Origin of the sequence: Streptomyces sp. NPDC000983 (assembly GCF_040299205.1) — a bacterium.
Classification (GTDB): Bacteria; Actinomycetota; Actinomycetes; order Streptomycetales; family Streptomycetaceae; genus Streptomyces.
This window is the reverse complement of sequence record NZ_JBEPBM010000053.1, coordinates 1-23,845: the sequence shown is the minus strand read 5'-3', so window position 1 is coordinate 23,845 and position 23,845 is coordinate 1. Positions and strand designations below refer to the sequence as shown.

At 72.6% G+C, this 23,845-nt stretch carries 23 protein-coding genes, 2 pseudogenes and 1 riboswitch; of the genes and pseudogenes, 16 read left to right on the top strand and 9 right to left on the bottom strand.

Annotated features, from left to right (window positions below; genetic code table 11):
- Positions 1-65 precede the first annotated feature (65 nt).
- Positions 66-845 (top strand): annotated as a pseudogene (locus ABT296_RS34705) (maleylpyruvate isomerase family mycothiol-dependent enzyme); the annotation flags it as partial.
- A 5-nt stretch (positions 846-850) separates the two neighbouring features.
- On the opposite strand, the gene ABT296_RS34700 reads toward ABT296_RS34705, so the two are convergent.
- Both ABT296_RS34700 and ABT296_RS34695 read right to left on the bottom strand, forming a co-directional pair.
- The gene (locus tag ABT296_RS34700) at positions 851-1,486 is read right to left on the bottom strand and encodes a DUF6368 family protein (RefSeq protein WP_351933448.1); all 636 of its coding nucleotides are present in this window, start codon (positions 1,484-1,486) and stop codon (positions 851-853) included.
- An 80-nt stretch (positions 1,487-1,566) separates the two neighbouring features.
- A complete protein-coding gene (locus tag ABT296_RS34695) occupies positions 1,567-2,310 on the bottom strand; it encodes a DUF1775 domain-containing protein (protein WP_351933446.1) in 744 nt (247 codons plus the stop codon).
- A gap of 198 nt (positions 2,311-2,508) precedes the next feature.
- On the opposite strand from ABT296_RS34695, the gene ABT296_RS34690 reads away from it, so the two are divergent.
- The gene (locus ABT296_RS34690) at positions 2,509-4,248 is read left to right on the top strand and encodes a serine/threonine-protein kinase (RefSeq protein WP_351933444.1); all 1,740 of its coding nucleotides are present in this window, start codon (positions 2,509-2,511) and stop codon (positions 4,246-4,248) included.
- A gap of 165 nt (positions 4,249-4,413) precedes the next feature.
- On the opposite strand, the gene ABT296_RS34685 is transcribed toward ABT296_RS34690, so the two are convergent.
- From ABT296_RS34685 to ABT296_RS34665, 5 genes are all read right to left on the bottom strand, one after another.
- Entirely contained in the window at positions 4,414-5,442 is a 1,029-nt protein-coding gene (locus tag ABT296_RS34685; protein ID WP_351933466.1) for a hypothetical protein, read from the bottom strand.
- Between the two features lie 88 nt (positions 5,443-5,530).
- A complete protein-coding gene (locus ABT296_RS34680; protein WP_351933442.1) occupies positions 5,531-5,920 on the bottom strand; it encodes a (2Fe-2S) ferredoxin domain-containing protein in 390 nt (129 codons plus the stop codon).
- Positions 5,901-6,722 carry an ABC transporter ATP-binding protein gene (locus ABT296_RS34675; protein WP_351933441.1) on the bottom strand — a complete coding sequence of 274 codons (822 nt, stop codon included), beginning with the start codon at positions 6,720-6,722 and terminating at the stop codon, positions 5,901-5,903. Before ABT296_RS34675 ends, ABT296_RS34680 begins: the two co-directional genes overlap by 20 nt.
- Entirely contained in the window at positions 6,719-7,732 is a 1,014-nt protein-coding gene (locus tag ABT296_RS34670) for a FecCD family ABC transporter permease (protein ID WP_351933439.1), read from the bottom strand. Before ABT296_RS34670 ends, ABT296_RS34675 begins: the two co-directional genes overlap by 4 nt.
- Complete coding sequence (locus ABT296_RS34665) at positions 7,729-8,763, bottom strand: ABC transporter substrate-binding protein (RefSeq protein ID WP_351933437.1); 1,035 nt, start codon at positions 8,761-8,763, stop codon at positions 7,729-7,731. The genes ABT296_RS34670 and ABT296_RS34665 overlap by 4 nt, the downstream gene beginning before the upstream one ends.
- Positions 8,764-8,817: 54 nt before the next feature.
- Positions 8,818-8,994: riboswitch (cobalamin riboswitch) on the bottom strand.
- Positions 8,995-9,128: 134 nt separating this feature from the next.
- Between ABT296_RS34665 and ABT296_RS34660 the strand changes: the two genes are divergently transcribed.
- The 3 genes from ABT296_RS34660 to ABT296_RS34650 all read left to right on the top strand — a co-directional run bounded on the left by ABT296_RS34660 (position 9,129) and on the right by ABT296_RS34650 (position 12,035).
- Positions 9,129-9,437 (top strand): hypothetical protein, encoded by a 309-nt coding sequence (locus ABT296_RS34660; RefSeq protein WP_351933435.1) that lies wholly within the window; start codon positions 9,129-9,131, stop codon positions 9,435-9,437.
- A 130-nt stretch (positions 9,438-9,567) separates the two neighbouring features.
- Entirely contained in the window at positions 9,568-9,933 is a 366-nt protein-coding gene (locus ABT296_RS34655) for an effector-associated constant component EACC1 (protein WP_351933433.1), read from the top strand.
- Positions 9,924-12,035 (top strand): caspase family protein, encoded by a 2,112-nt coding sequence (locus tag ABT296_RS34650; RefSeq protein ID WP_351933432.1) that lies wholly within the window; start codon positions 9,924-9,926, stop codon positions 12,033-12,035. Before ABT296_RS34655 ends, ABT296_RS34650 begins: the two co-directional genes overlap by 10 nt.
- A gap of 9 nt (positions 12,036-12,044) precedes the next feature.
- Here ABT296_RS34650 and ABT296_RS34645 read toward each other — a convergent pair whose 3' ends face one another.
- Both ABT296_RS34645 and ABT296_RS34640 read right to left on the bottom strand, forming a co-directional pair.
- Complete coding sequence (locus ABT296_RS34645) at positions 12,045-13,079, bottom strand: DUF6745 domain-containing protein (protein WP_351933430.1); 1,035 nt, start codon at positions 13,077-13,079, stop codon at positions 12,045-12,047.
- 32 nt (positions 13,080-13,111) lie between these two features.
- The gene (locus ABT296_RS34640; protein WP_351933428.1) at positions 13,112-13,438 is read right to left on the bottom strand and encodes a DUF8820 family protein; all 327 of its coding nucleotides are present in this window, start codon (positions 13,436-13,438) and stop codon (positions 13,112-13,114) included.
- Positions 13,439-13,621: 183 nt separating this feature from the next.
- On the opposite strand from ABT296_RS34640, the gene ABT296_RS34635 reads away from it, so the two are divergent.
- From ABT296_RS34635 to ABT296_RS34585, 11 genes and pseudogenes are all read left to right on the top strand, one after another.
- A complete protein-coding gene (locus ABT296_RS34635; RefSeq protein ID WP_351933426.1) occupies positions 13,622-14,581 on the top strand; it encodes an STM4015 family protein in 960 nt (319 codons plus the stop codon).
- Between the two features lie 11 nt (positions 14,582-14,592).
- Positions 14,593-15,828 carry an STM4014 family protein gene (locus tag ABT296_RS34630; protein WP_351933424.1) on the top strand — a complete coding sequence of 412 codons (1,236 nt, stop codon included), beginning with the start codon at positions 14,593-14,595 and terminating at the stop codon, positions 15,826-15,828.
- Positions 15,829-15,839: 11 nt separating this feature from the next.
- Complete coding sequence (locus tag ABT296_RS34625; RefSeq protein ID WP_351933464.1) at positions 15,840-16,655, top strand: STM4013/SEN3800 family hydrolase; 816 nt, start codon at positions 15,840-15,842, stop codon at positions 16,653-16,655.
- The gene (locus ABT296_RS34620; RefSeq protein WP_351933422.1) at positions 16,652-18,043 is read left to right on the top strand and encodes an STM4012 family radical SAM protein; all 1,392 of its coding nucleotides are present in this window, start codon (positions 16,652-16,654) and stop codon (positions 18,041-18,043) included. The genes ABT296_RS34625 and ABT296_RS34620 overlap by 4 nt, the downstream gene beginning before the upstream one ends.
- A 10-nt stretch (positions 18,044-18,053) precedes the next feature.
- A complete protein-coding gene (locus ABT296_RS34615; protein ID WP_351933420.1) occupies positions 18,054-18,914 on the top strand; it encodes an STM4011 family radical SAM protein in 861 nt (286 codons plus the stop codon).
- Positions 18,915-19,176: 262 nt separating this feature from the next.
- The gene (locus ABT296_RS34610; RefSeq protein WP_351933418.1) at positions 19,177-19,776 is read left to right on the top strand and encodes a hypothetical protein; all 600 of its coding nucleotides are present in this window, start codon (positions 19,177-19,179) and stop codon (positions 19,774-19,776) included.
- A gap of 290 nt (positions 19,777-20,066) precedes the next feature.
- Positions 20,067-21,107: an MDR family NADP-dependent oxidoreductase gene (locus ABT296_RS34605; RefSeq protein ID WP_351933416.1), complete on the top strand. Its 1,041-nt coding sequence runs from the start codon at positions 20,067-20,069 to the stop codon at positions 21,105-21,107.
- A gap of 44 nt (positions 21,108-21,151) precedes the next feature.
- Positions 21,152-21,526: a MerR family transcriptional regulator gene (locus ABT296_RS34600; RefSeq protein WP_351933414.1), complete on the top strand. Its 375-nt coding sequence runs from the start codon at positions 21,152-21,154 to the stop codon at positions 21,524-21,526.
- Between the two features lie 138 nt (positions 21,527-21,664).
- Complete coding sequence (locus ABT296_RS34595) at positions 21,665-22,342, top strand: TetR/AcrR family transcriptional regulator (RefSeq protein ID WP_351933412.1); 678 nt, start codon at positions 21,665-21,667, stop codon at positions 22,340-22,342.
- Positions 22,343-22,725: 383 nt separating this feature from the next.
- Positions 22,726-23,538, top strand: a complete 813-nt coding sequence (locus ABT296_RS34590; protein WP_351933410.1) for an SDR family oxidoreductase — start codon at positions 22,726-22,728, stop codon at positions 23,536-23,538.
- A 46-nt stretch (positions 23,539-23,584) separates the two neighbouring features.
- Positions 23,585-23,845: pseudogene (locus tag ABT296_RS34585) on the top strand (3-hydroxyacyl-CoA dehydrogenase); the annotation flags it as partial.

Here is a 23,845-nt window from a genome sequence, read left to right as displayed (position 1 = left end):
CGACCTGCCGCATCGACCGCAAAAATCGCTGAGCCACGACCGAGGCACGCTGATAGACACCCGGCGTGGAAAAGACACTGGACTTCCCCGATCTGCTGCGCCTCATCGACGAGCGGTCGACCGCCTTCCGTGAAGCGGTCGCCGCCGCTCCCGGTCTCGACGTACAGGTGCCGACCTGCCCCGGCTGGACCCTGTTCGATCTGGTGCGGCATCTGGGCGAGGGGCGCCGCAAGTGGGCCGGCATCGTGACCGCGGGGCCCGCCGACGCTCCCCCGGCCCCCGCCGCCGTACAGGACGCCGATGCCGTCCCTCGGGAACTCGGGGCCCTGCTGGACTGGTGGGAGGCGTCGGCTCGGCAACTGCTGGACGCGCTGCGGGAGTCCGGCCCGGACCGCGACTGCTGGGCCTGGTGGGAGGGGTCGCAGTCACCGCGGAACGCCGGTGCCGTCGCCCGGCACCAGCTCCAGGAGATCGCGGTGCACACCTACGACGCCCAGATCGCCTCGGGCGCCCCTCAACCACTGCCGGAGGAGGTGGCGTTGGACGGTGTCGACGAGTTCCTGTCCACCTGCTGCGCCACGCCGAGCGCCTGGCCGCACCGGCCCGCCTCCGTCGACTACCTGGCCACCGAGGGCCGTTCCTGGCGCCTGACGCTCTCCGCCGACGGCGCCCGCGCCGACCGGCTTCCCGATCACGACGCGGCCCCGGCCCCCGCCGACGCCTCGCTGCGGGGCACCGCCGGGGAACTGGTCCTGGCTCTCTACGGCCGTGTCCCGGTGGACTCCCTCAAGGCCGAGGGCGACCGGCACCTCTTCGACCAACTCCTGGCCTGGGACCCCGACCAGTGGGCCTACTTGAGCAGCCGGAAGGACGGGTGCGCGGCCCACGCCCGCAGGAAGCCGGCCGATCCGAGCACCGCCCAGTCGTCGTCCCCGGCCCCCAGCACCCCGGGGAGACCGGAGACGACCGGCACCTGGGCGTCCGGCAACTCGGCTTTGGCCACGCCCCCGATGACGTCCATGACGGTCGCCGTCAGCAGGGCGGTGGCCAGATGGTCGATCTCCCGGTTGCAGCAGGCGCTGACGTTGACGGCATGGGTCGGCTTGAACCCGAGTACGGCCTCGATGTCGGTCTCCTCCGCGTGCTCGGCCTCGAAGAGGCTCTCGTCCTCGCCGCCCACGCCCATGAGGTAGACCAGGAAGGGCCGGTGCCCGTCCACACGCCGCGGATCGAAACCCACCAGGCCCGCGAGCCCCTCGTCGCCGGGGGCGTCGCCGAGGAGGGGCAGCGGGTAGGGCTTGGGCCGGTCCTCCTCACGCCCGTCCACGGCGACGCCCAACCGTTCCGCGTCCACGTTGACGTCGTAGAACCCGGGCCGCTTCTCCTCGAAGCGGGAGGAGAGCCCCACCATCAGCGCGCGGAAGTCCCGCAGCACGGTCGGGGAGGGCTGCCGCTCCAGCTCGATCACCAGCGTCGGTCCGGACATGCGGTGATCCTACGTTCGCCCCGGAGGGCGGGCCCAGGCCTCCGCACCCTTGCGGCTCAGGCCTCCGCGCCCTTGCCGGCTCAGACGTCCGCACTCTTGCGGCTGCGGAACCACCACCAGCCGCCGGCCAGCGCGACGAGCACCGCCGCACCGATGCCGATCGGCACGGCCACCGACATACCGTCGTCGTCCTGACCGGCGTCGGCCGCGGGTGTCGCCGACTCCTGGTCCGGGGTGCCGCCCGCGGCGGGGCCGACGGAGGGGGCGGCACTGGTCGGCTCCTCGGTGGGGGTGGGGCTCACGGACTCCGCGCCGGGCGCGGCGGCCTTCAACTCCAGCCGGGGAGCGGGGTGACCGTGCCCGTGGCCGTCGCCGCCGCTCTCTTCCTCCTCCTCGATCCACCGGTCGACCTGGCCGTCGCTGTAGGTCTGGAGGGTCTTGAAGATCAGCGTCTTCGTGTCGGGCAACTGCCGTACGGTCACGACGTATTCGACGTCCGTGCCGACCGCCAGCTTCGGTCCTGAGACGGTGTAGCCGCGGCTCGTGGCGGCCAGTTCCCATCCGTCCGGGCCGCTCTCGTAGGTGATGTCCTCGGGGTTGATGCCCTCGGGCAGGACCACCTCCAGCTTGCTGATCCCCGCGGAGGCCGACTCCGACGCCGCGGTGAAGACCAGTTCGGCGTTCTGGTCGAGCGCTCGGGCGCCCTTCGCCTCGACGTCCGCGTGAGCCGCCGCCGACCCCGCGGTGGCGACGACGGCGGTGAGCGCGACCGCGCCGAGAACGCCGGTACGGCGCAGCTGGTGGGCCCAGGTGGATCGGGGCATCGGTGACTCTCCTGAGGGTGGGCGACGCGGTTGCGGTGGTGCGGTCACGGCCGCACAGCACCCGTGCGTGATCCTGGTCGACCGTGTGCGGGAATATAGCCGCGTTCGGGTGGCCGGACGGAACCTCGGCCGGAATCCGTTCCCCCGCAACGGCACCTCGGAACGGGAGTGTCACCGGCATCTCGTAGGCTCCAGCCCATGAGCGACGGGGAATCCGGCAGACGGGTCATCGACGGGCGCTTCGAGCTGGAGGCCCGGCTCGGCGGCGGCGGTATGGGCATGGTGTGGCGGGCGCGCGATCTGGTCCTGGACCGGGCCGTGGCGCTGAAGGAGGTCCGGCCCTCCGATCCGGGTCTGGCCGAATACGATCCGCAGGCCGCGGCCCTGCTCCGCGCCCGCGTGCTGCGCGAGGCGAGGGCCCTCGCCCGGGTCGACCACCCCAATGTGGTGACCATCCACCATGTCGTCGACGGCGGCGAATACGCCTACCCGTGGATCGTCATGGAGCTGGTCACCGGCGGCTCCCTCCAGGACCGGCTCGAACAGGGCCCGTTGACGCCCGTCGCCGCCGCCCGGATCGGCCGCGAGGTGCTGGCCGCGCTCAACGCCGCGCACGACGTCGGCATCCAGCACCGGGACGTCAAGCCCGCCAACGTGCTGCTGCGGCCCGACGGCCGTCCGGTCCTCACCGACTTCGGCATCGCGGCGATCAGGGAGTCGACGGTCCTGACCGCAACCGGCTCCCTCATCGGCACGCCCGACTTCATGGCGCCCGAGCGCATCTCCGGCGGCGAGGGCGGCCCCGGTTCCGACCTGTGGTCGCTGGCGATGATGCTGTACGTCGCCGTCGAGGGGCATCACCCGCTGCGCCGGGGGACCACCCTCGCGACGCTGGCGGCGCTCCTGAGCGAGGAGCTTCCGCCGCCGCAGCGGTCCGGCCCGCTGACCGCCTTCCTCGACGCCATGCTCGTCAAGGATCCCGCCCGGCGCCCGGACACCGCGGCGGCCGACCGCATGCTCGCGACGGCCGAGAGCGCCGGCGACGGGGCCAACGGCCCTGCGAGCGCCACGACGTCGTATCCGCTGGCGCCCCCGCCGGGCCCGGCGCCCGCGACGACCTCACCCGTCTCACCGGCAGGTTTCGGGCCGCCGCCGGCCGGCTTCGGACCGCCCGGACCGTTCGGCACGCCCGCCGGTTCCCCGTACCAGGCGCCACCGGTCGACCTCACCCGGCCGACGCCGCTGCGGCCGGAGGGCCGTTCGAAGCGCGGCCTGGCCGTCGCCTCGTCGGTGGTGGGAACCGTGCTGGTCGGGGTGCTGGTGTGGAACCTGCTGCCGGACGGCGACGCGAAGGAACGCGACTCGGCTTCCGGTTCTTCCGGTTCATCGTCGTCCGCCCCGAAGGATCCGACGTCCAAGGCGTCCAGCACACCCAAGACGCCCGACACGTCCCGTTCCGCTTCGCCGGTCGCGAGCGATGCGGAGAACGGACTGCTCACCCCGGACGGTATCCGTGGTGCGCTCGCGGAGATCGAGGCGACGACCGGCACGAACCGTGCGGGCAGCCTCACCATCTACCCGGAGTACGTGTCCGTGGAGATCATGGTCAAGGACAGCGAAACCAAGATGGACAGCTACACCTATTTCCCCGGGCGCGGCGTCGAGAAGGGCATCATCAGCCGCAAGATAGGCAGCGGCAGACACCCGTTCACCTTCGACGATCTCGACTGGGACGTCATCCCCGCGCTGCTGAAGCGGGCCGAGAAGGACCTCAACGTGCCGAAGCCGACCAACCGCTACGTCGTGGTCAATCCCGCCTGGGACCTCCTCGACGACCCACTGGAACTGGCCGTCTACCTCACCGACGACTACGGTTCGGGATATCTCACAGCCGACCCCAAGGGCAAGGTCACCGATGTCCTGCCCGCCGAGGACTGACGGCCTGGCGAGGAGCGACGACTACGCCAGGACCAGTGCGCGCCTGACCACCTGTGGCTGTCTGGCCGGGCTGGTAGTGGCCCTGTCCATGCCCCTGTACATGCTGGTCGCCCTGCTCTTCGAAATGACACGCTGACGGCGGCCGGTCTCCGCGTCCCCGCCCGTTCAGCCCGTCTCGGCTCGGCTCGACCGGAGTTCGCGGGCGGCGGGGATTCCGGCCAGGGTGAGCTGGAAGGCGTAGCGATGGGGCTGCGGCGGGTACAGGGGCCGGGGCGGCACGGGGTAGTCGTCGCGCAGGACGCCCTCGGGGAGCACTCCGGTGGCGGGCATGGGTGAGATGTCGTGCGGGTCGGCGAGGTACGCCCAGACGCCGCTGTCCAGCGGCACGACGGCGCCCTCGTCGCCCGGCGGACGCCAGGGATCGCCCGTGAGGGGGTGGCGGGGGACGAGAAGGACGTCGGGGCGTGGGCCGGTCACGGCGACGCCCGGGCCGGCGAGCGCCAGCGAGCGTGGTTCGGGCCCGGCGGGGAGGTACCGGCCGACGGCGTGGGACAGCAGTTCGGTGACCGGGCCCGGCGGAAGGGTCACCGGGCGGCCCATCGTCGCCACGACGAGGTGGGCCAGCGCGACCCCGAGGGCCGCCTCCCAGCGGCGGCTGCACGAACCGTCGGCCTCCAGGGGCGGGACCCGGTGCTCGGGCCGCTCCACGTCCTCCCAGCAGGGGGCCGGAACGGTCGGGAGGCCCGAGGGGCGGCGTTCGACGGCGTCGGGCTCCAGCCAGACCGCCTGCCACAGCCCGCAGTCGTCCATGCGCGTCGCCACGGCCAGCCCGCACGTCCCGCACGCCAGGTTCGGGCCGTCCCTGCCGTCCACACCCCGGCAGTACCCCTCGCACCGCTCGGGGATCCACGTCATGGACCGGGAGTCGCCGGGTGCGACGACGATCCGGTCGCGCGCGCCGAAGGAGACCCGGTACACGGGTGTGTACACGCCCTGCCTGGCGGCCGTCTCCTCGTCGACGTCCTCCCACAGCCGCCAGGGCGGACCGGTCGGCCGGGCCTCGACGGCGTACGTCCCCGGCTCCATCAGCGGGGGATGGAGCTCCTCCCAGGCGCCGTAGTGGGTGTGGACGGGGAGCGCGACCCGGGACAGCGGTGCCGTCAGCTCCGTACCGCACCCGGCACACACGAACACGTCCAAGCGAGCAGCCCTTCTCCGGGTCGGTTCCCCGGGGATTGTGCGTGTGCCGCGAGGCGGAATCCACCGAGTTTCGCGGCAGGCGCTACCGCTGTCTCCTCGGCGGGGTGAAGGCGTACAGGTCGAGGATGTCGGGGCAGGGAGCGACGCCGGGGCCGCCGTCCCTGACCCAGGTGACGATGTCCTCGGTGGCGTCGGCGTCGTTGACGAGTCCGAGCCAGACCGGGCGGGCGCCGGCGGCCCGGGCGGCCGCGGAGGGCTGGACGACGATCACGTTGGCGTGCTCGCACACGTCGAGGCAGTCCGCGACACGTACCGGCACCTCCTGCGCCAGGCGGGCCAGTTGCCCCTCGTGGTCCACGCCGGGCACTTTCCGGGTGCCGCAGCAGCAGTCCCGGCAGACGACGACCCGGCACGGTGCCGACCCGGTGGACGGGCGTGGGATGCCGGTCCCCTCAACTCGCTTTCGGGACATCGCTCTTCCCTTCTTCCGTCGCCGGTGACGCGTTCCGGGCGGCGGGGCGCAGGAAGCGGATCACGGGGTGGCCGGGCTCGTGGCTGACCTCGGCGCGGACGCCGTAGACCTGTTCGATGAGGGTGGGGGTGAGGACCTCGGTGGGGGTGCCCTCGGCGACGGTTCGGCCGTCGCCGAGGACGAGGAGGCGGTCGCAGTACGTCGCGGCGAGGTTGAGGTCGTGCAGCGCGACGACGCAGGTGACCGGCAGGCCGACGATCAGCTCCATCAGGTCCAGCTGGTGCTGGATGTCGAGGTGGTTGGTCGGTTCGTCGAGGAGCAGCTCGCGGGGTGCCTGGGCGAGTGCGCGGGCGATCTGGGCGCGCTGGCGCTCTCCGCCGGAGAGGGTGTGCCAGGACTGTCCGGCGCGGCCGGTCAGACCGGTGCGCGCGAGCGCCTCGGTGACGGCGTCGGTGTCCGTGGCGGTCGGCGTCGTCCATGCGCGCCGGTGCGGGATGCGGCCGAGGGCGACGACCTCGCGGACGGTGAGCTCGGTGAGGGTGTGGGAGTGCTGTTCGACGGTCGCGATCCGGCGGGCCGTGGCCCGGCGGCCGACCTCGGGCAGCGGGCGCCCGTCGAGGGTGACGACGCCCGAGGTGGGCGCGAGGACCCCGGCCAGGAGTCTGAGCAGCGTCGACTTTCCCGACCCGTTGGGGCCGAGCAGGCCGACCGTCTCGCCGGGGCACGGGGCGAGGGTGACGCCGTCCACAACGGTCGTTCCGTCGATACGGCGCCGGACGCGGTCCGCGTGCAGGCCGGTCATGCGCGCCTCCCTCCCCGGTAGAGGACCGCGACGAACGCGGGCACGCCGATGAGGGACGTCACCACGCCCACGGGGACCTCCTGGGGTTCGAGGACGGTACGGGCGAGGGTGTCCACCCACACCAGGAACACGGCCCCGGTGAGGGCCGTGACCGGCAGCAGGCGGGCGTGGCCGGCGCCGGTGAGGGCGCGGGTGGCGTGCGGGAGGACCAGGCCGACGAAGCCGATCGCGCCGACGCAGCTGACCAGGGCCGCGGTGAGCAGCGCGGTGGCGCAGAGGAGGACCAGCCGGGCCCGGGCGACGCCGACCCCGAGTCCGGCGGCGGCCTCGTCGCCGAAGGCGAAGGCGTCCAGGGTGCGGGCGTGTCCCAGGCAGACGGCCAGGACGACGGCGAGTACGGCCGTGCACAGCAGCACCTGCCCCCAGTCGGCGCCGGTGAGCGAGCCGAGCAGCCAGAACAGCACGCCCCGGGTGGTCTCGGCGTCCGCCGAGGTCATCACGGTGAACGAGGTCAGTGCCGAGAACAGCTGCATGGCCGCCACGCCCGACAGTACGACCCGGTCGGTGCTGCCGCCCAGGGTGTGGCTGAGGAACAGCACCAGCGCGAAGGAGAGCAGCGCGCCCAGGAAGGCGCCCGCCGACAGCGACACCGCTCCCCCGCCCACGCCCAGCACGACCACGGCGACCGCTCCCGTGGACGCGCCGGAGGAGACGCCGAGGACGAAGGGGTCGGCCAGCGGGTTGCGCAGCAGCGACTGCATCACCGCCCCGCACACCGCGAGCCCCGCCCCGCAGACGGCGGCGAGCAGGGTCCGCGGCATCCGCAGGTTCCACACGATGCCGTCCCTCAGCGGCGCCAACGTGCTCTCCCCCAGGCCGAGATGGGCCGCGACGGCGGCCCACACATCGCCGGTGGAGATGTCGGCGGGGCCGATGGTCACGGCCACGGCGACCGAGGCGAGCAGGGCGGCCAGACCGCCGCCGGTCAACAGCAGGGTACGGGAACTCACTTGACGAGCCCGAAGTCCCGCAGACCGGCCGCCACCTGCTCGATGCCCTCGATCGTGCGGATGGAGGGGTTCATCGACTGCCCGCTCAGCAGCACGTACCGCTGCTCCTTCACGGCGGTGAGGTTGCGGGTGGCGGGGTTGGTCTCCAGGAAGCGGATCTTGGCCTCGGCGGTCTCGGCGGTCTGCTGCCTGCGGGTCAGGTCGCCGATGACGATGACGTCGGGGTCGCGGTCGGCGACGGTCTCCCAGCCGATCTGGGGCCACTCCTCGTGCGTGTCGTCGAAGGCGTTGCGCGCGCCGACGGCTCGGGTGATGGCGCCGGGGGCGCCGCAGCAGCCGGCGAGGTAGGGCGACTGGGAGTTGGCGAACCAGTACATGAGGGTGACGTCCGAGGCGTCCAGTCCGGCGGTGGCCGTGCGCACCCGCTTCTCCAGCGAGGCGACCAGCTTCTCGCCGCGTTCGTCGACGCCGAACACGCGCGCGAGGTCACGGATCTCGCCGTACACGGTGTCCAGGGTGAGGGGTTCGCTGCGCGAGCCGTCGCCGCCGCTGTCGTTGTCCTTGCCGGCCGCGCAGTCGGAGGGCGAGACGTAGGTGGGCACGCCCAGTTCCTCGAACTGCTCGCGGGAGGCGACGCCGCCCTTGCCGAGGGTGGAGACGAACGAGGCGGTGACGAGGTCGGGTTCGGCGTCCAGGACCTTCTCGAAGGAGGGGTTGTTGTCGGCGAGGCGCGGTACGGAGGCGTTGGCCGGGCCCAGGCCCTTCATGACCGGGTCGGTCCAGGTGGCCGTGCCGGCCATGCGGTCGGCGAGGCCGAGGGAGAGCAGGATCTCGGTGGTGCCCTGGTTGAGGGAGACGGCCCGCTTGGGCGCGGACTTCAGGGTGGCCTCGTGACCGCAGTTGTCGAGGGTGACCGGGTAACCGGCGGCGGTCTCCTGGGCCTTGGTGTCGTCCCCGGTCGAGGATCCGCAACCGGTGAACAGCAGGGCGGACGCGAGGAGAAGGACGGGGGTGGTGCGGTGCATGGGCATGCCTCGGGGGTCGGGGCTCGTACGCGGAGCCTGGCCTACGGAGTCCCTCCGCGCCGGGGCGCGAAGGTGCCAGCAGGTCTTCGGACTCGGGTTCGTCCGGTCGGGGCGCCTTCCCGGTCTCCCAGTGGCGTCGTGCCCCGCCCGTCCCCCTCACCGCTGCGCGTCAGTTCCGGATTCGCACCGGATTCCCTGGCCTCAAGGTGTGGCTCGACTGGCTCCAGGAGGCTATCAAGCCCGCCGTACGGTCAGGGCGTGCGGTCGGTCACTCAGGCTCCCTCGGTCCGTGCCGTGCCCCGAGTGGCGTGCCCTGCACGGAAGTAGCAGCCTGGAGAGAGGGGTGTTCTCCGACACTGCCACTCAAGGAGATGGCCGTGACTGCCACCGAGTACGACACCAAGACGGACACCGCGTTCTTCCGCGAGATCACGCAGGTGTTCAGGAACCACCCTGAAGCCGCGAAGAAGTACGCCCTGGCGAGCCTGGCACTGGAGAAGATGCTGGGCATCGACACCAGCCGGAAGATCGCGGTCTCCACCCGTGAGGGCGACCGGGTCATCACGGAGTTCCACGACCGGGACAAGCAGCCCCCCGTGATCCGGGCCCAGATCTGCCTCAAGTACGAGCTGCGCGGGCAGGAGCTGAAGTGCGTGCACTGGATGGAGGCCCCGGAGTGACCACTGCGGCACCGGGCCATGGCATTTGATGGCATTCCCGCTCGTTCCCTTCATTCCGCGTGTTTCCCTCCGCTGATCGTCCCTAGGCTTTGGCGGCATTCCGGCGTCGTCCGGAGGGGGAGGGAAACACATGCGCATCACCATCGCCGTGGGCGACGAACACGCCCTTGACCAGGCGCAGTTGCGTTCGCTGTACGACTGGCTCAGGGCGGACCGCTCGGTGCGGCGCACGGCGACCGTGACGATGACGTCGACGGCGCCGCCCGTGCCGGGGAGCCAGGGCCCGGGGTTCGACGCGCTGGCCCTGACGCTGGGCGCCGGGTTGAGCGCGGCCCAGCTCGCCGTGGCCGTCGTCCAGTGGCGGGCCACCCGGCCGAACGGACCGACCGTGACGGTGAGCCGCCCGGACGGCAGCTCGGTGAGCGTGACCGGGGCCTCCGCGGACCAGGCCCGCGAGCTCCTGGAGGGACTGCTGGACGGCGAGGGATGCCGGTGAGGCCCTCCGCCGACGGCAGGCAGGGCCTGCCCGACCCGCAGGGGTCACGCGTGGTGCTCATCGGCGCGAGCAGGTTCGGAAGCGGTCTCGGCGACCTGCCCGCCGTCCGCAACGGTGTCACCACCCTCGAAGAGATGCTCACGGGATCGCTGTGGGGGCTGCCGCGGGAACACTGCGTCACGATGGTCGACAGCGCGGACATGTCCGCGGTCGGACGAGCGATCCAGATGGCGGCGGAGGCGGCGACTGACACCCTGGTCGTGTACTACTCGGGCCACGGCATCCTGGACGACGAACTCCGGCTCCACCTGGCCGTCTCGACCACCACGGGCAGCCCCATGCGGGCCCACATCGACGCCGTGCCCTACGCATGGGTGCGCAAGGCCGTGGACAACTGTCGCGCCCCGCGCCGGATCGTCATCCTGGACTGCTGCTACAGCGGCGCCGCGATGGGCACCCAGAGCGCGGATCTGATGGGCATCGCGGGGATCGACGGCACGTTCATCCTGGCCGCGGCGGGCCCCACCGACGTGGCGGTCTCACCCCCGGGCGAGGACTACACGGCGTTCACCGGCGCCCTGGTGGAGCTGCTCGGGGCGGGCGTGGAGCACGGGCCCGAGATTCTCGACCTGTCGACCGTCGCCCTCCACCTGCGTACACGTCTGCTGAAGGCGAGGCGGCCCGAGTCCCGCTCCCTCGACCGCGACAGCGTCGGCCGGCTGCCGTTCGCCGTGAACGCGGCCCACACTCCGTATCCGGCGGTGCGCGTGGACGAGCTGATCGAGGCGCTGCACCGGTCCGCGCAGGCCGGCGGGGACGAGAAGGAGATCTGCCGGACCGCTCTCGACGGGGTGGTGACCGGGCTCGGGTACGGCTACGCCCGCATCCACCTCGCCGACCAGGACGGCCGGCTCGTACCGCACAGCGATCACGGCGCGCCACTGGACGACGCGCCCGCCGATCTCATGGTGGGACTCGCCTCGGAATTGAGCGGTCTGCGTCAGGAGGGGCGCCGTGTGCTGGCCGACCTCCCAGGTCGCGACAAGGGGCCGCTCGGTGCGCTCGAGGTCCATGTGCCGCCCCATCGCGCCCTGCCCGGCGCCGATCGCCTCGCCGACCTGGCGAGGTACGCGTTCCAGGTGTCGGTCGCCCTGACGCACGTACGCGTCCTGGCCGAGATCCAGGACGCCCTGGAGCAGTCCCGGGCGGAGGTCGCCACCTTGAAGGCGCTGGACGACGAGAAGGTGGAGGACCGCGGCGGGAGCGTCCGGGACGCGGACGCCATGCGTCTCAGGATCGGCCAACTGCGCGACAGCGTGCGGGAGACCGAGCAGCTGTGGGAGGAGAGCGAGACAGCGGCGCCCGACCGGCTGGTGGCCGCGCAGGACGAACTCGCCGCGCGTGACGACGAGTTGAGCCGTTTGATCGAAGGGTTCGGGCAGTCGTACGAACCGGCCGAACGGCCGACGGACACAGACGAGGCCGCCGACACGGACAGGGTGCCGTCACCACCCGATGTTCCGCTCCCGGCGCCGCCTCCGGTCCGGGCGACACCGGAGAAGGCGCCCGACCCCGCCGCGCGGCGGCCGGCCTCCGTCCAAGCCGCCAGGACGAGTCCACGTCGGGCGGGCTCGGGCCGCCTGCGCAATGTCCTCTTCGGCACGGGCATCCTGGCAACCGCCGCCCTGATGGTGGGCGCGGTCGTGGCGTTCCTCCCCCTGTCCCTCACCTACGTGTCGGGGGACAAGCCGAAGGAGGTCATCGCATGCGGGTCGTCCGGCGGCGAAGCCGTGTGCGAGACCACGGAGCACCAATGGCGCGTGCCCGCGGGCGGGAAGGTGCGGACGGTGTTCGTTTTCGGGGCCGGGAAGTTCACGCGGGAGCTGCGCGGGACGATGGTCCTCCGCGGCGACTGCGTGGCGCGGGTCCGCTGGTCCGTCTCCGTCGACGGGCGCACCGTGGACGCGGGAACGCTGTCCGAACCCGGCCAAGGGCAGGCGCCGAGCGGGGACCTGCCCTCCGACGCCTCACGCCTCACCGTGACGGCCGAGCGTACGGACAAGGCGTCCTGCACGGCCGACCTCGGCTGGGGCGGCTTCTGAGGGCCCGTCTCAGGTCTCCCTCAGCGGCGCGTACGCCTCCGCCCCGATCCCGAAGGTCCAGGCGACACCCTCCTTCGCGGTCCGGGTAGACGGGGGCACCCTGAGCCAGTAGGTGCGCCGGGTCCCGTCGGGCTCCGGTGTCGAGTTGAGCACCTCGACCATGACGACCGGCTCGTCCGCGGGCAGGTCGATCCGCCACAGGGTGCCCGTCTCGTCCTGGTGCAGGTGACGGGCGCCGGAGTCGCCGAGGTAGCGGTCGTAGCCGTAGTACTCCAGCATCACGCGCCGCAGTTCGGCGTTCTCCTCCTCGCGGATGCGGCTCGGGGTCAGCGAGCGCAGTTCGGCGAGGAAGCCGGCCGGCACCGGCATGCCGCGCCAGGCGTGCAGGGCGAAGCCGTCGGGGTAGGCGAGGGCGGGGCCGTCGCCGTTGTCGAGGCGGCCGGCCTCGTCGCGGTGGAGTTCCACGGGGCGTTCCGACACCACAGCCACGCGGGCGAACGGCCACCACCAGCCCGCGCCCGCGCACACCTCGGTCAGTGCGCCGAGCGGGCCGTCGTCGGCGGGGAACGCGGCCAGCCAGGGTGCGTCGTGCTGGCCGAGCACCGCGTCCAGGAGCAGCACCCGCACCTCGGCGGCCTCCTTGCCGGTGTCCCGTCCGACGAGGTCCTGGAGCACTCCGGCTCTGATCCGGTCCACCAGGGCCCGGGTGGACTCCCACAGCCGTCCGCCGGTCGCCGCCCAGTGCGCGGACCAGCCCTCGGCGCCCAACTCGTCGTGCAGGCGGCGGCGTTCCCGGGCCCAGGGGGCGCTGCGGACCTCCTCGCGGACGCTGGGGCCGCGGTCGGTGAGCTGCCGGATCAGGGTGACGGCCGCGCGCGGGGAGTCCGCCCACAGCACGGTCTCCGGCTCGGCCAGTCCGGCCTGCCGGTAGGCGCGCCGTACGCCCTGTTCGGCGCGGGCCCGGTCGGCGGGGACGGTGGCCGTGGCGCGGGCGCGCCAGGCGCCCAGCCCGTCGGTGCCGCCGTCGGTCTCGATGGTCGTCATCTGCCCCTCCATGAGGTTGCGCTGTTCCACGTTCAGTCGGCGACGATGCGGACCGAGCCCGGCACGTACTCCCGCTGTCTGATCACCCGGTACCAGCCGACGGGCAGCGCGATCGCCGCGTGCTCCTCGTGCACCACCCGGCCGCCCTGCGGAAGGTGCAGCAGCAGCGGACCGAACGGTCCGGGCTCGCGCACCAACTCGCCCGGTCCCACGACCGCGTGGGCGTGCCCGGTCACCTCGCCGAGCGCCAGTACCAGCCGGCCGCGTGCGTCGCGCCGCTCCCTGGGCGCGTGCGCCACATGGTCCGGTACCGCGCTCTCCTCCACGGACACGATCAGCACGTCTCCCTGCCGGTACATGGCTGTCCCCTCACCGCCGGGTGCACCGCGCACCGGCCTCATGACCACGACCGTAGAGGCGGCCACTGACAACGCCCCCGCCGTCGGCCCCCGAAGCGGCCCCTCCCTGTGACGCTGTCAGTGGCGGTTGGTAGAACTGCGGCATCACGGACCGCACGCCTCTTTCGCCTCAGGAGCAGCCGCATGACCATCGGTGACCACCTGCAAGAGCTGTACCGGCTGCCCGCGTACGCCTTCCCCGGCCCCGGCGACCCGACGGACAAGCTGCCCGAGCCGGAGTCCGTCGCCTGGCGGATCGGCGCCGACGTGTACGACGCCGCCGAGGACTGGCCGGCGGCGTTCGCCCGGTTCTGCGAGGCCGTCGACACCACCCGGGTGCGGGCGCTGATCGTGGGTGCCTGGGAGGAGGCCTACGACAGTGACCCCTCCGAGGTCATCAGGGTGCTGCTCGCCGCCCGGGACCGGTTGCCCGCGCTGCGCGCGCTGTTCCTGGGCGACCTGGTGATGGAGGAGTGCGAGATCTCCTGGATCCACCAGACCGATGTCACCCCGCTGCTGGCCGGCTTCCCCGGGCTGGAGGAGTTCGGTGTGCGCGGCGGTTCGGGCCTGGGGTTCGAGGCGCTGCGCCACGAGGGGCTGCGCCGGCTGGTGGTGGAGAGCGGCGGTCTGCCCGCCGCGGTGGTGCGGGGCATCGGTGCGAGCGACCTGCCCGCCCTGGTCCACCTCGACCTGTGGCTGGGCACCCCCGACTACGGCGGCGACAGCGAGGCCGCCGACCTGGAGCCGCTGCTGTCCGGCGCCCGGCTGCCGAACCTGCGTCACCTGGCCCTGCGCAACAGCGAGATGCAGGACGCGGTGGCCGCGGCCGTCGCCGCCGCGCCCGTCGTGGCCCGCCTGGAGGTGCTGGACCTGTCCATGGGCGTGCTGACCGACGAGGGCGCCGTGGCGCTGCTGAGCGGGCAGCCGCTGTCCCACCTGAAGAAGCTGGACCTGCACCACCACTACCTCAGCCAGGCGGTCGAGGAGCGGGTGCGCCGGACGCTGGAGACGGCCGGTGTGGAGGTGGACCTCGACCGGGACGACGCGGAGGAGGAGACCGAGGACGACGGCACGGTCTGGCGCTACGTCGCCGTGGGCGAGTGAGCGCGGGCGGCGTGGACCCCGCGGACGGCGTGCGCTTCGCGGTGGTCGGGAACCCCGGCAACCGGCGGGTGTCGCTGTTCGCCGACGCGGTGCGCGCCGCCGGACTGCCGGGCCCGCGCGTGGTGCCGTGGGCGGACGTCCTCGGCGCGGGCGGAGCGGACTTCGCGCCCGAGGAGTACGTGCGGGTCGACTCCCCCGGTGAGGAGCCCGAGGTGGACCGCATGCTGCGGGGCGCCTTCGAGCCCACCCGGGTGGAGGGCTCGGCGCGCTGGTACGCCGGGTTCACGGCCGCCTCGCGCACCCTGCGCGGCGGGGTCGGGCTGGACGATCCGGGCGAGCTGGCCGTGCTCTTCGACAAGCGCCGCTGCCACGCCGTACTGGACGCTGCGGGCGTTCCGGTGCCCTCCTCCCCCACCTCGGGGCCAAAGGGGGCGCCGGTGCGCGGCTGGGACGACGTACGGGCGCTGATGCGCGAGCACCGGATGTCGCGGCTGTTCGTCAAGCCCGCCCACGGTTCGTCGGCGTCCGGGGTGCTCGCCGTCGAGGCGGGCGGCGGGCGGATCAGGGCGACGACCTCCGTCGAGCTGACCGCGGACGGCCGGCTGCACAACTCCCTGAAGGTGCGACGTTACGAGCGGGAGCGGGAGATCGCGGCGGTCGTGGACGCCCTGGCGCCCGACGGGCTGCATCTCGAACGGTGGGTACCCAAGGCGTCCCAGGAGGGCCGGGCCGCGGATCTCCGGGTGGTCGTGGTGGGCGGGCGGGCCACCCACGCCGTCGTGCGCACCAGCCGTACGCCGTTGACCAACCTGCATCTGGGCGGCCGCCGCGGTGATCTCGACGCGGCCCGTGACGCCGTCACGGCGGCGGGCGGGAGCTGGTCCGAGGTGCTGGCCGTGTGCGAGCGGGCGGCCGCGTGTTTCCCGCGCACCTTGTGTGTCGGCGTGGACCTGCTGCCGGCCGTCGGCTGGCGCCGGTCGTTCGTCGGCGAGGTCAACGCCTTCGGCGATCTGCTGCCGGGTCTGACCGGCCTGCCGGGCAGTGGCGCGGAAGGGCTGGACACCTACGGCGCGCAGGTGGCGGCGGTCCTGCGCGCCCGGGCCCGGCCCGAGGACACCTGGCTGGGTGCCCCGCGCTCCCCCGCCCGGCCCCAGGACACCCCGCCGGGCGCTCCGCGCACGCCGGGCCCGCCGTCGCGCGGCGCCCAGGCCGCACCCGTACTCGTAGCGAACAGGAACACGGCATGACCGAGCCCGACATGAACGACGTCGTCGGCGATCACGACATCCTCCTCGTCACCCTGGACACCCTGCGCCACGACGTGGCCGAGGAGTTGGCGGCCGCGGGGCGCATCCCCCATCTGGCGAGCCGGCTGCCCGGCGGGCGCTGGGAGAAGCGGCACGCGCCGGGCAGTTTCACCTACGCCTCCCACCAGGCGATCTTCGCCGGTTTCCTGCCCACTCCGGCCGCCCCGGGTCCGCACCCCCGGTTGTTCGCGGCGACGTTCGCGGGCAGTGAGACCACCGCGGACGGCACGTTCGTCTACGACACGCCCGACCTCGTCAGCGGGCTGGCGAAGGCCGGCTACCGCACGGCGTGCGTCGGCGGCGTGGGCTTCTTCAACAAGCAGGGCCCGCTCGGCTCGGTGCTGCCGGGACTGTTCCAGGAGTCGTACTGGGAGCCGGAGTTCGGCGTCACCTCGCCCCGGTCCTTCGAGAACCAGATCGACCGCGCCGAGCGGATCGTCGCCGGACTCCCCGCCGAGCAGCGGCTGTTCCTCTTCGTGAACGTCTCGGCGCTGCACCAGCCGAACTGGTTCCATCTGCCCGGCGCCACCCGCGAGGCGGGCGACACGCGTGCCACCCACGCAGCGGCCCTGGAGTACGTCGACCGGCACATCGGCCGCCTCTTCGACGCGATGAGCTCGCGGCGCCGCTGCTTCGCGATCGTCTGCTCCGACCACGGCACCGCCTACGGCGACGACGGCTACACCGGCCACCGCCTGGGCCACGAGTCCGTGTGGACCGTGCCCTACGCCCACTTCTTCCTCGACCCCGCCGAGGCCACGCGATGAGCACCAGCCCGACGACCACCGCCGCGACGACCACCGGGCAGAGCACCGGTACGGCCGTCGCGGGCCCGTCGACGAGTCCGTACCAGCACTACGTGTACGCCTACCCGCACAAGACCGCCTACCGTCCGCTGGACGACCGGCCCGCGCTGAGCGGCCTGTGGGCGGCGGAGGACAAGAGCGCGCTCTCCCTCTACCTGCACATCCCGTTCTGCGAGGTGCGCTGCGGCTTCTGCAACCTCTTCACCCGCATCGGCGCCCCCGACGGCCTGACCGGCGCCTACCTGGACGCGCTGGAGCGGCAGGCCGGGGCGGTTCGCGAGGCCCTCGGCGACGGCGTCCGGTTCGCCACGGCGGCGTTCGGCGGCGGCACCCCCACCTTTCTCACCGCGCGCGAGCTGGAGCGGCTGTGCGACATCGCGGAGCACGGGACGGGCGCCGATCTGCGCGCGGTTCCCCTGTCGGTGGAGACCTCGCCCGCCACGGCCACCGCCGACCGGCTCGCCGTCCTGGCGGAGCGCGGCACGACGCGGCTGAGCCTGGGCGTGCAGAGCTTCGTCGACTCCGAGGCGCGGGCCGCCGTACGCCCGCAGCGGCGCGCGGACGTCGAGGCAGCCCTCGGCCGTATCCGCGACACGTCCGTCCCGGTGCTGAACATCGACCTCATCTACGGCATCGACGGCCAGACCGAGCGGACCTGGCTGCGCTCGCTGGACGCGGCGCTCGCCTGGCGGCCCGAGGAGCTGTACCTCTACCCGCTCTACATCCGCCCCCTGACCGGCCTGAACCGCCACCGCCCCGACGCGGGCGGCCCCGACCCCGCCTGGGACGAGCAGCGGCTGCGCCTGTACCGCGCGGGCCGCGACCATCTGCTGGCCCGGGGCTACGTCCAGCAGTCGATGCGGATGTTCCGCCGGGCCGACGCCCCACCGCAGGGCGCGGACGACTACGCCTGCCAGACGGACGGCATGATCGGCCTCGGCTGCGGGGCCCGCTCGTACACCTCCGCGCTGCACTACTCGTTCGACTACGCCGTGGGCATGCACGAGATCCGCGGGATCATCGACGACTACGTCGCCACCACCGACTTCGGCCACGCGGCGGTGGGCTACCGCGTCGACGGCCACGAGGCACGCCGCCGGCACCTGCTGCAGTCCCTCCTCCAGGCCGACGGCCTGGACACCGGCGACTACCGGGCCCGGTTCGGCGCCGAGCCCGGCGACGACTTCGGCGGCGAACTCGACGGCCTCGCAGCACGGGGCTGGCTGGCGGACCCCACCGACAGCCGCCTGCGGCTGACTCCCGAGGGACTCGCGCACTCCGACGCCATCGGCCCCCTGCTGTTCTCCCCCGCCGTGCGCGCCGCCATGGCCGCCTACGAGCGCAAGTGAGCGGCCCGTCATGGATCTGACCGTCCTGTACCGGGGCCCGCTCGCCTCCTGCGACTACGACTGCCCCTACTGCCCGTTCGCCAAGCGGCGCGACTCCACCACCCAGCTCCGCGCCGACCGGGCCGCCCTGCACCGCTTCGCCGACTGGGCCGCCCGGCAGACCGAGGACCGCCTCTCCCTGCTGTTCACCCCGTGGGGGGAGGGGCTGGTCCGCTCCTGGTACCGCGACACCCTCGCCGAGCTGTCCCACCTGCCGCACATCCGGCGCGTCGCGATCCAGACCAACCTGAGCTGCCGCACCGACTGGCTCGACTCGGCGGACCGCGACACGCTCGCCCTGTGGTGCACCTACCACCCGGGCCAGACGCCCTACGACCGGTTCCTCGCCAAGTGCCGCGACCTCGCCGAACGCGGCGTCCGCTACAGCGTCGGCGTGGTCGGCCTGCCCGACCATCTCCCGGCCGCCCGCCGTCTGCGCGACGGCCTCCCCGACCACGTCTACCTGTGGATCAACGCGGCGGAAGGGCACAGCTACGAGGACGCCGAGGCCGAGCAGTGGACCGCGCTGGACCCGCTGTTCCCCTACAGCCGCACCCCGCACACCAGCGCCGGACTGCCCTGCCGCACCGGCGAGTCCGTGATCTCCGTCGACGGCGAAGGCACCGTGCGCCGCTGCCACTTCGTCCGCGCCGAACTCGGCAACCTGTACGACGGCACCTACCGCGCAGCACTGCGCCCGCGCCCGTGTCCGCTGGCCGTGTGCGACTGCCACATCGGCTACGTACACCTGGAGACCCTGCCGCTGTACGACGTGTTCGCAGGTGGCGTGCTGGAACGAATCCCGGCGGCCGTACCGCGGAAGGGCAGGTAGGGCCCCTCCCGCCACCAGGGTCGCCACCCGCGACACCCTCGCCCCGAGGCGGAACATATGTGCCCTCGGTAACCCGGGCGAACAATCCTGGCCATGCGGCACAGACACGCACAGGTAACCTTCGTACCATCACTGCGAGATGCTGTGCGCCAGTAACCGCTTCTCCTCATAACGCACCTGGCAGAAGCGCACACTCGTTAGTGTTCGCACACGCCGCAGGTTCGACCCATCGTTCGCGGCGCCGAGGAAGGATGTGAGCTCCATGGCCGAAATCACGGCCGCAGCCTCCGAGTTGACCTCGCAATACAGTGCCCAGGTCATCGGTGACCTTGAGCGCAACCTCAAGGAGCAGGAACGCGTCAGCGGTGAAATCGCCGCCCTTCAGGAACAGTTGGCCGCGCTGAAGCAGGACCACGAGGTGCTGACGAAGGTCCAGCAGGCCCTCGGCATCACCGCCGTGACCGAGCCGGCGGCGGCCGCCGTGGTGCCGGCCGCCCGCAAGAGCACCTCCAAGCCGAGCAAGCCGGCGAAGGCCGCCAAGAGCGGCCCCGCGAGCCGCAAGCAGGCCACCCGCAAGTCCCCGGCCAAGGCCTCCACGCCCGCGCCCACGCTGGTGGACCTGGTGCGCGCCCACCTGGCGGGCCAGCAGGAACCCCGCTCCGCCGCGGAGATCGCCACCGCGCTGGGACAGGAGCACCCCGAGCGCACCATGAAGGCGACCGTCGTACGCACCGCGCTCGAAGGGCTGGTCGCCAAGGACGGCGCCCGGCGCCACAAGCAGGGCAAGTCCGTGTTCTACACCGCCTCCGACGCCGAAGCACCGGCAGCCGTGACCGACGAGGGCCCCGAGAAGTCCGACTGAGAGCGGCGGGCGCACAGTGGCTCATGACCGCGAGGCCGTCGTCATGGGCCGCCGCCGTGCCCCCGCCCGCGGGACCGATGGACGACAGTAGGGTCCCAGGGCGAGTGGCGCGCCCTTCGCGCCTACGGCATCACCACCCTGGGCGGAGTCCTCTTCCACGCGTGGAACCGACGTCCGGGCCGGCAGTGTGTCCGTCGGCTTCGGCTTGCGTCTGACGTGCACGTCAGGGGTTAGCGTCGGCGCGCCGTCGACCGCGGCGTCCGGTCGAGTCCTCGCCGAAGGAGCCCCGCATGCCCGCCGACCTGCCCGCTGACACCCGCACAATCCGGCTCGCCACCGCTCCGAAGGGGCTGCCGGAGCCGGAGAACTTCGCCCTCGTCACGCAACCACTGACCGCGCCCGGCCCCGGACAGGTCCTCGTGCGCAACCAGTACTTCCTCGTCTTCCCCGGGCTGCGCACCCTGATCGGCGGGGAGGTCGAGGGCGTACCGCTGCCCGCGGTCCACGCCGGTGACGACCTGTTCGGGCCCGCCGTGGGAGTGGTGGTCGCCGTCGGCGCGGGCACGCCCTTCCGCCCGGGGGACTCCGTCACCCACCTGCTCGGCTGGCGCGAGCACGCGCTCCTCGACGCGGAGCGGTGCAGCCCGACCGGCGAGGTGCTGCCCGACCCGGTGGCGCACCTGTCGTCGGGGTCGGCCGCCTACGGGGCGCTCACCCGGATCGCCGAAGTCCGCCCCGGGGACACGGTGTTCGTGACCGGCGCGGCCGGGGCGGTGGGAAGCCTGGCGGGTCCGGTCGCCGCACTCCTGGGTGCCGGACGCGTCATCGGCGGCACGCGATCCACGGCCAAGGCCGAGCGACTGCTGAAAGAGGTCGGCTATGACGCGGTCGTGGTGCCCGGCGCCGGGCCCGGCACGCTCACCGAGCAACTGCGCGAAGCGGCCCCGGAGGGCATCGACGTCGTGGTCGACAACGTGGGCGGTGAACAGCTGACCGCGGCGGTCATGGCGGCACGCCGCGGCGCACGGTTCGCGCTGGTCGGCGCGGTCGCCGGACAGCTGTCGCCGGACCGGGGCGGCGGCAGCGCGCCGGCCCTCGTCGACTCCTACCGGGTGGTCACGCACGGCATGACCCTGCGCGGCTACAGCGGCACCGACCACCCCGAGGTACCGGAGGAATGGGCCGAGCGGTTCGGCGCCTGGCTGCGCTCCGGCGAGATCTCGTTTCCGCACGTCCGCGTTCCGGGCATCGAACGCGCCCCTGAGGCGTTGCAGGAACTGTTCGAGGGGCGGCACTTCGGCACGGTCGTGGTGGAGTTGCCGGCCCACTGACGCACCGTACGGCGGGCGGGACTCGGAGCGAGACGGAGGCGGACATGCGGATCTCGGACGCGGCGGCGGCAACCGGGACGACACCGCGGGCCCTGCGGTTCTACGAGGAGCGCGGCCTGCTGCCTCCGCCGGCACGCACAGCCGCAGGCCAACGGAGCTACGGGGCCGCTGAGATCACCCGCATCCGCGTCATCAGGGAGTTGCTGGGCCTCGGCCTCACCGTCGAGGACCTGCGCCGTATCGCGGACCGCATCCATCTGCTGGCCGATGAACCGGACCGGTCCTGCGCGCAGAGCGGTCACTCCTCTCCCGCCTCCGCCGTAGTCCAGTTGCGGCTGGCGGCCATCGACGCCGAGATCGACCGGCTGAGCCGGCTCCGGGACCGTCTCGCGCGGCGTACGGGGCAGGGGCAGGGGTAGGCCGCGCGGTGGCTCGCGCCTCCCCCGAGCAGCACGGACACGGGCTGGGGCACCGGCTCAGGCAACAGCTCTGACCAGGCAGAACCCGAACCGGTCCACTGTCGCAGACCCCCGTCCGAGGCGTGCCATGATGGGCGCATGGGACGCCCGAGGACCAAATCCGCCCCGAAGATGCCGACCACGACACGCGGTCGGCGCACTCGCGACGGGCTGATCCTCGCCGGCCGGGAGGTCCTGGAGCGCGACGGCTGGTCGGGCTTCAGCCCCGAGGCCGTGGTGCAGGTCGCGGGCGTCTCGTACGGGACGTTCTACACGTACTTCGAGTCCAAGGAAGACCTGCTGCACAACGTCCTGCGGTCCGTCGCGGGCGAGATGTTCACCTCCAGCCTGGTCACCCCGGACACCACAGACGACCCGTACACCCGGCTCGTGGAATCGAACCGCCGCTTCCTGCGCGCCTGGGACCAGGCGTCCAAGGTGGTGCGGATCGTGGAGCAGGGCGCGGCCACCGACAAGGAGTTGCGGCAGATGGTCCTGGAGATCCGGGAGCTCTACGTGGGCCGCAGCACGGAGGGCATCAAGCGGCTCCAGGACGCCGGGCTGGCCAACCCGCGGCTGGATGCCCGGCTCACGGCCATCGCGCTGGGCTCCATGGTCGAACAGGTCGGCCATGTGCTCGACACCCTCGCCGAGGCGTACGACGAGGACGCGGTCGTCGATCACCTGTCCCGGCTGTGGGCCTCCGCCATCGGCCTGCGCGGCGCCCCCGACGAGAACTGGGCCGACTCCGCCACCGGCGGCCCGGCCGCGGGCTGAGCCGAGCCGAACCGAGCCGAGCCGAGCCGCAGCGAGGAAGCACGCCCAGTCATCGCATCCCGGCATTCGACAATTCTGTCAGGTGAGTCGCATCACAGCGCGCTGTTCCTGACCATTTGACTTACCGGACTGCCGCAAGCCCGGCCTGACAACGGGCCAGCACGTCATCGCAGATGAATGAACATACACACCCGCGCACACCTGGCTGCCGCATCACCCACTCCAGACAAGCGCATTTCGCCCACTGAGCGGCAAAGCTTCGACGCACTCCCCTCTCTCAATACTTGACTATTTTGTCAGGTTGACTGACTCTTCCGTCACCGCGGCGCGCCTTCTCAGCGGCGGTCGTGGGTCTCGTCGAAGCCCTCTAGGGAGACATGCGCATGGACATCCAGTTCGACTTCACCGGCAGGACGGCCGTCTTTTTCGGAGGTACCTCCGGCATCAACCTCGGCATCGCCGAGGCCTTCGCCGCGCGAGGCGCCTCCGTGGCGGTGGCCGGCCGCAAGCAGGACAACGTCGACGCGGCGGTCAAGCGGCTCGGCACGCACGGGGGCCCGGTCCGCGGCTTCGTGGCCGACGTGCGCGACATGGAGTCGGTCGCGGCGGTGTTCGACGCCGTGGCCTCGGAGTGGGGGCCGGTGGACATCCTGGTCTCCGGTGCGGCCGGCAACTTCCTGGCCGAGGTCAACGACCTCTCCTCGAACGGGTTCAAGGTGGTCGTGGACATCGACCTGAACGGCACCTTCCATGTGATGCGGTCCGGGTTCGAGCACCTGGCGCCCGGCGCCTCGGTCATCAACATCACCGCGCCCCAGGCGTCGATCCCCGTGCGCTACCAGGCCCATGTGTGCGCGGCGAAGGCGGGCGTCGACCAGCTGACCCGCGTGCTCGCCCTCGAATGGGGCGGCAGGGGCATCCGCGTCAACGCCATCGCACCCGGACCGATCGCCGGTACGGAGGGCCTCGCGCGGCTCTCGCCCGGCGACGACCCCACCGGGGACCGGTCGGTCAGGAGTGTGCCGCTGGGCCGCTTCGGGACCCGCGAGGAGATCGCCGACCTGGCGATGTTCCTGTCGTCGTCCGCCGCGTCCTACATCTCCGGCGCCGTCATCCCCTGCGACGGCGGCGGCTCCTTCGAGAGCGTCCGCGCTATCGAGGACGCCGGCCGCTTCCTCGCGTCGAGCGGACGGTGAGCGAGGTGAGGCCGGCCGCGACCGGAACGGCGCCGGACGCGGCGGCCACCTCCCCGCCTTCCCCGCCAACCTCAAGAAGCAACTGAACGGCGCGCCCTATCCGGCGCCGCGCAACATCCTGGCCGCCGCTGTCGAAGGCGCGCAGGTCGACTTCGAGACCGCGCAGGTCATCGAATCCCGCTACTTCGTCGAACTGGCCGCGGGACAGACGGCGAAGAACATGATCCAGGCGTTCTTCTTCGACCTCCAGGCCGTGAACTCCGGCGCCAACCGGCCCAAGGGGATCGAGCCGCGTCCGGTCCGCAAG

Coding starts and splice junctions, on each gene's coding strand:
- ABT296_RS34660 (WP_351933435.1), top strand. CDS start 9,129: ATGGCCGTGACTGCCACCGAGTACGACACCAAGACGGACACCGCGTTC.
- ABT296_RS34665 (WP_351933437.1), bottom strand. CDS start 8,763: ATGCCCATGCACCGCACCACCCCCGTCCTTCTCCTCGCGTCCGCCCTG.
- ABT296_RS34600 (WP_351933414.1), top strand. CDS start 21,152: ATGCGGATCTCGGACGCGGCGGCGGCAACCGGGACGACACCGCGGGCC.
- ABT296_RS34650 (WP_351933432.1), top strand. CDS start 9,924: ATGCCGGTGAGGCCCTCCGCCGACGGCAGGCAGGGCCTGCCCGACCCG.
- ABT296_RS34655 (WP_351933433.1), top strand. CDS start 9,568: ATGCGCATCACCATCGCCGTGGGCGACGAACACGCCCTTGACCAGGCG.
- ABT296_RS34620 (WP_351933422.1), top strand. CDS start 16,652: ATGAGCACCAGCCCGACGACCACCGCCGCGACGACCACCGGGCAGAGC.
- ABT296_RS34635 (WP_351933426.1), top strand. CDS start 13,622: ATGACCATCGGTGACCACCTGCAAGAGCTGTACCGGCTGCCCGCGTAC.
- ABT296_RS34700 (WP_351933448.1), bottom strand. CDS start 1,486: ATGTCCGGACCGACGCTGGTGATCGAGCTGGAGCGGCAGCCCTCCCCG.
- ABT296_RS34595 (WP_351933412.1), top strand. CDS start 21,665: ATGGGACGCCCGAGGACCAAATCCGCCCCGAAGATGCCGACCACGACA.
- ABT296_RS34615 (WP_351933420.1), top strand. CDS start 18,054: ATGGATCTGACCGTCCTGTACCGGGGCCCGCTCGCCTCCTGCGACTAC.
- ABT296_RS34690 (WP_351933444.1), top strand. CDS start 2,509: ATGAGCGACGGGGAATCCGGCAGACGGGTCATCGACGGGCGCTTCGAG.
- ABT296_RS34605 (WP_351933416.1), top strand. CDS start 20,067: ATGCCCGCCGACCTGCCCGCTGACACCCGCACAATCCGGCTCGCCACC.
- ABT296_RS34680 (WP_351933442.1), bottom strand. CDS start 5,920: ATGTCCCGAAAGCGAGTTGAGGGGACCGGCATCCCACGCCCGTCCACC.
- ABT296_RS34590 (WP_351933410.1), top strand. CDS start 22,726: ATGGACATCCAGTTCGACTTCACCGGCAGGACGGCCGTCTTTTTCGGA.
- ABT296_RS34645 (WP_351933430.1), bottom strand. CDS start 13,079: ATGACGACCATCGAGACCGACGGCGGCACCGACGGGCTGGGCGCCTGG.
- ABT296_RS34610 (WP_351933418.1), top strand. CDS start 19,177: ATGGCCGAAATCACGGCCGCAGCCTCCGAGTTGACCTCGCAATACAGT.
- ABT296_RS34675 (WP_351933441.1), bottom strand. CDS start 6,722: ATGACCGGCCTGCACGCGGACCGCGTCCGGCGCCGTATCGACGGAACG.
- ABT296_RS34640 (WP_351933428.1), bottom strand. CDS start 13,438: ATGTACCGGCAGGGAGACGTGCTGATCGTGTCCGTGGAGGAGAGCGCG.
- ABT296_RS34625 (WP_351933464.1), top strand. CDS start 15,840: ATGAACGACGTCGTCGGCGATCACGACATCCTCCTCGTCACCCTGGAC.
- ABT296_RS34695 (WP_351933446.1), bottom strand. CDS start 2,310: ATGCCCCGATCCACCTGGGCCCACCAGCTGCGCCGTACCGGCGTTCTC.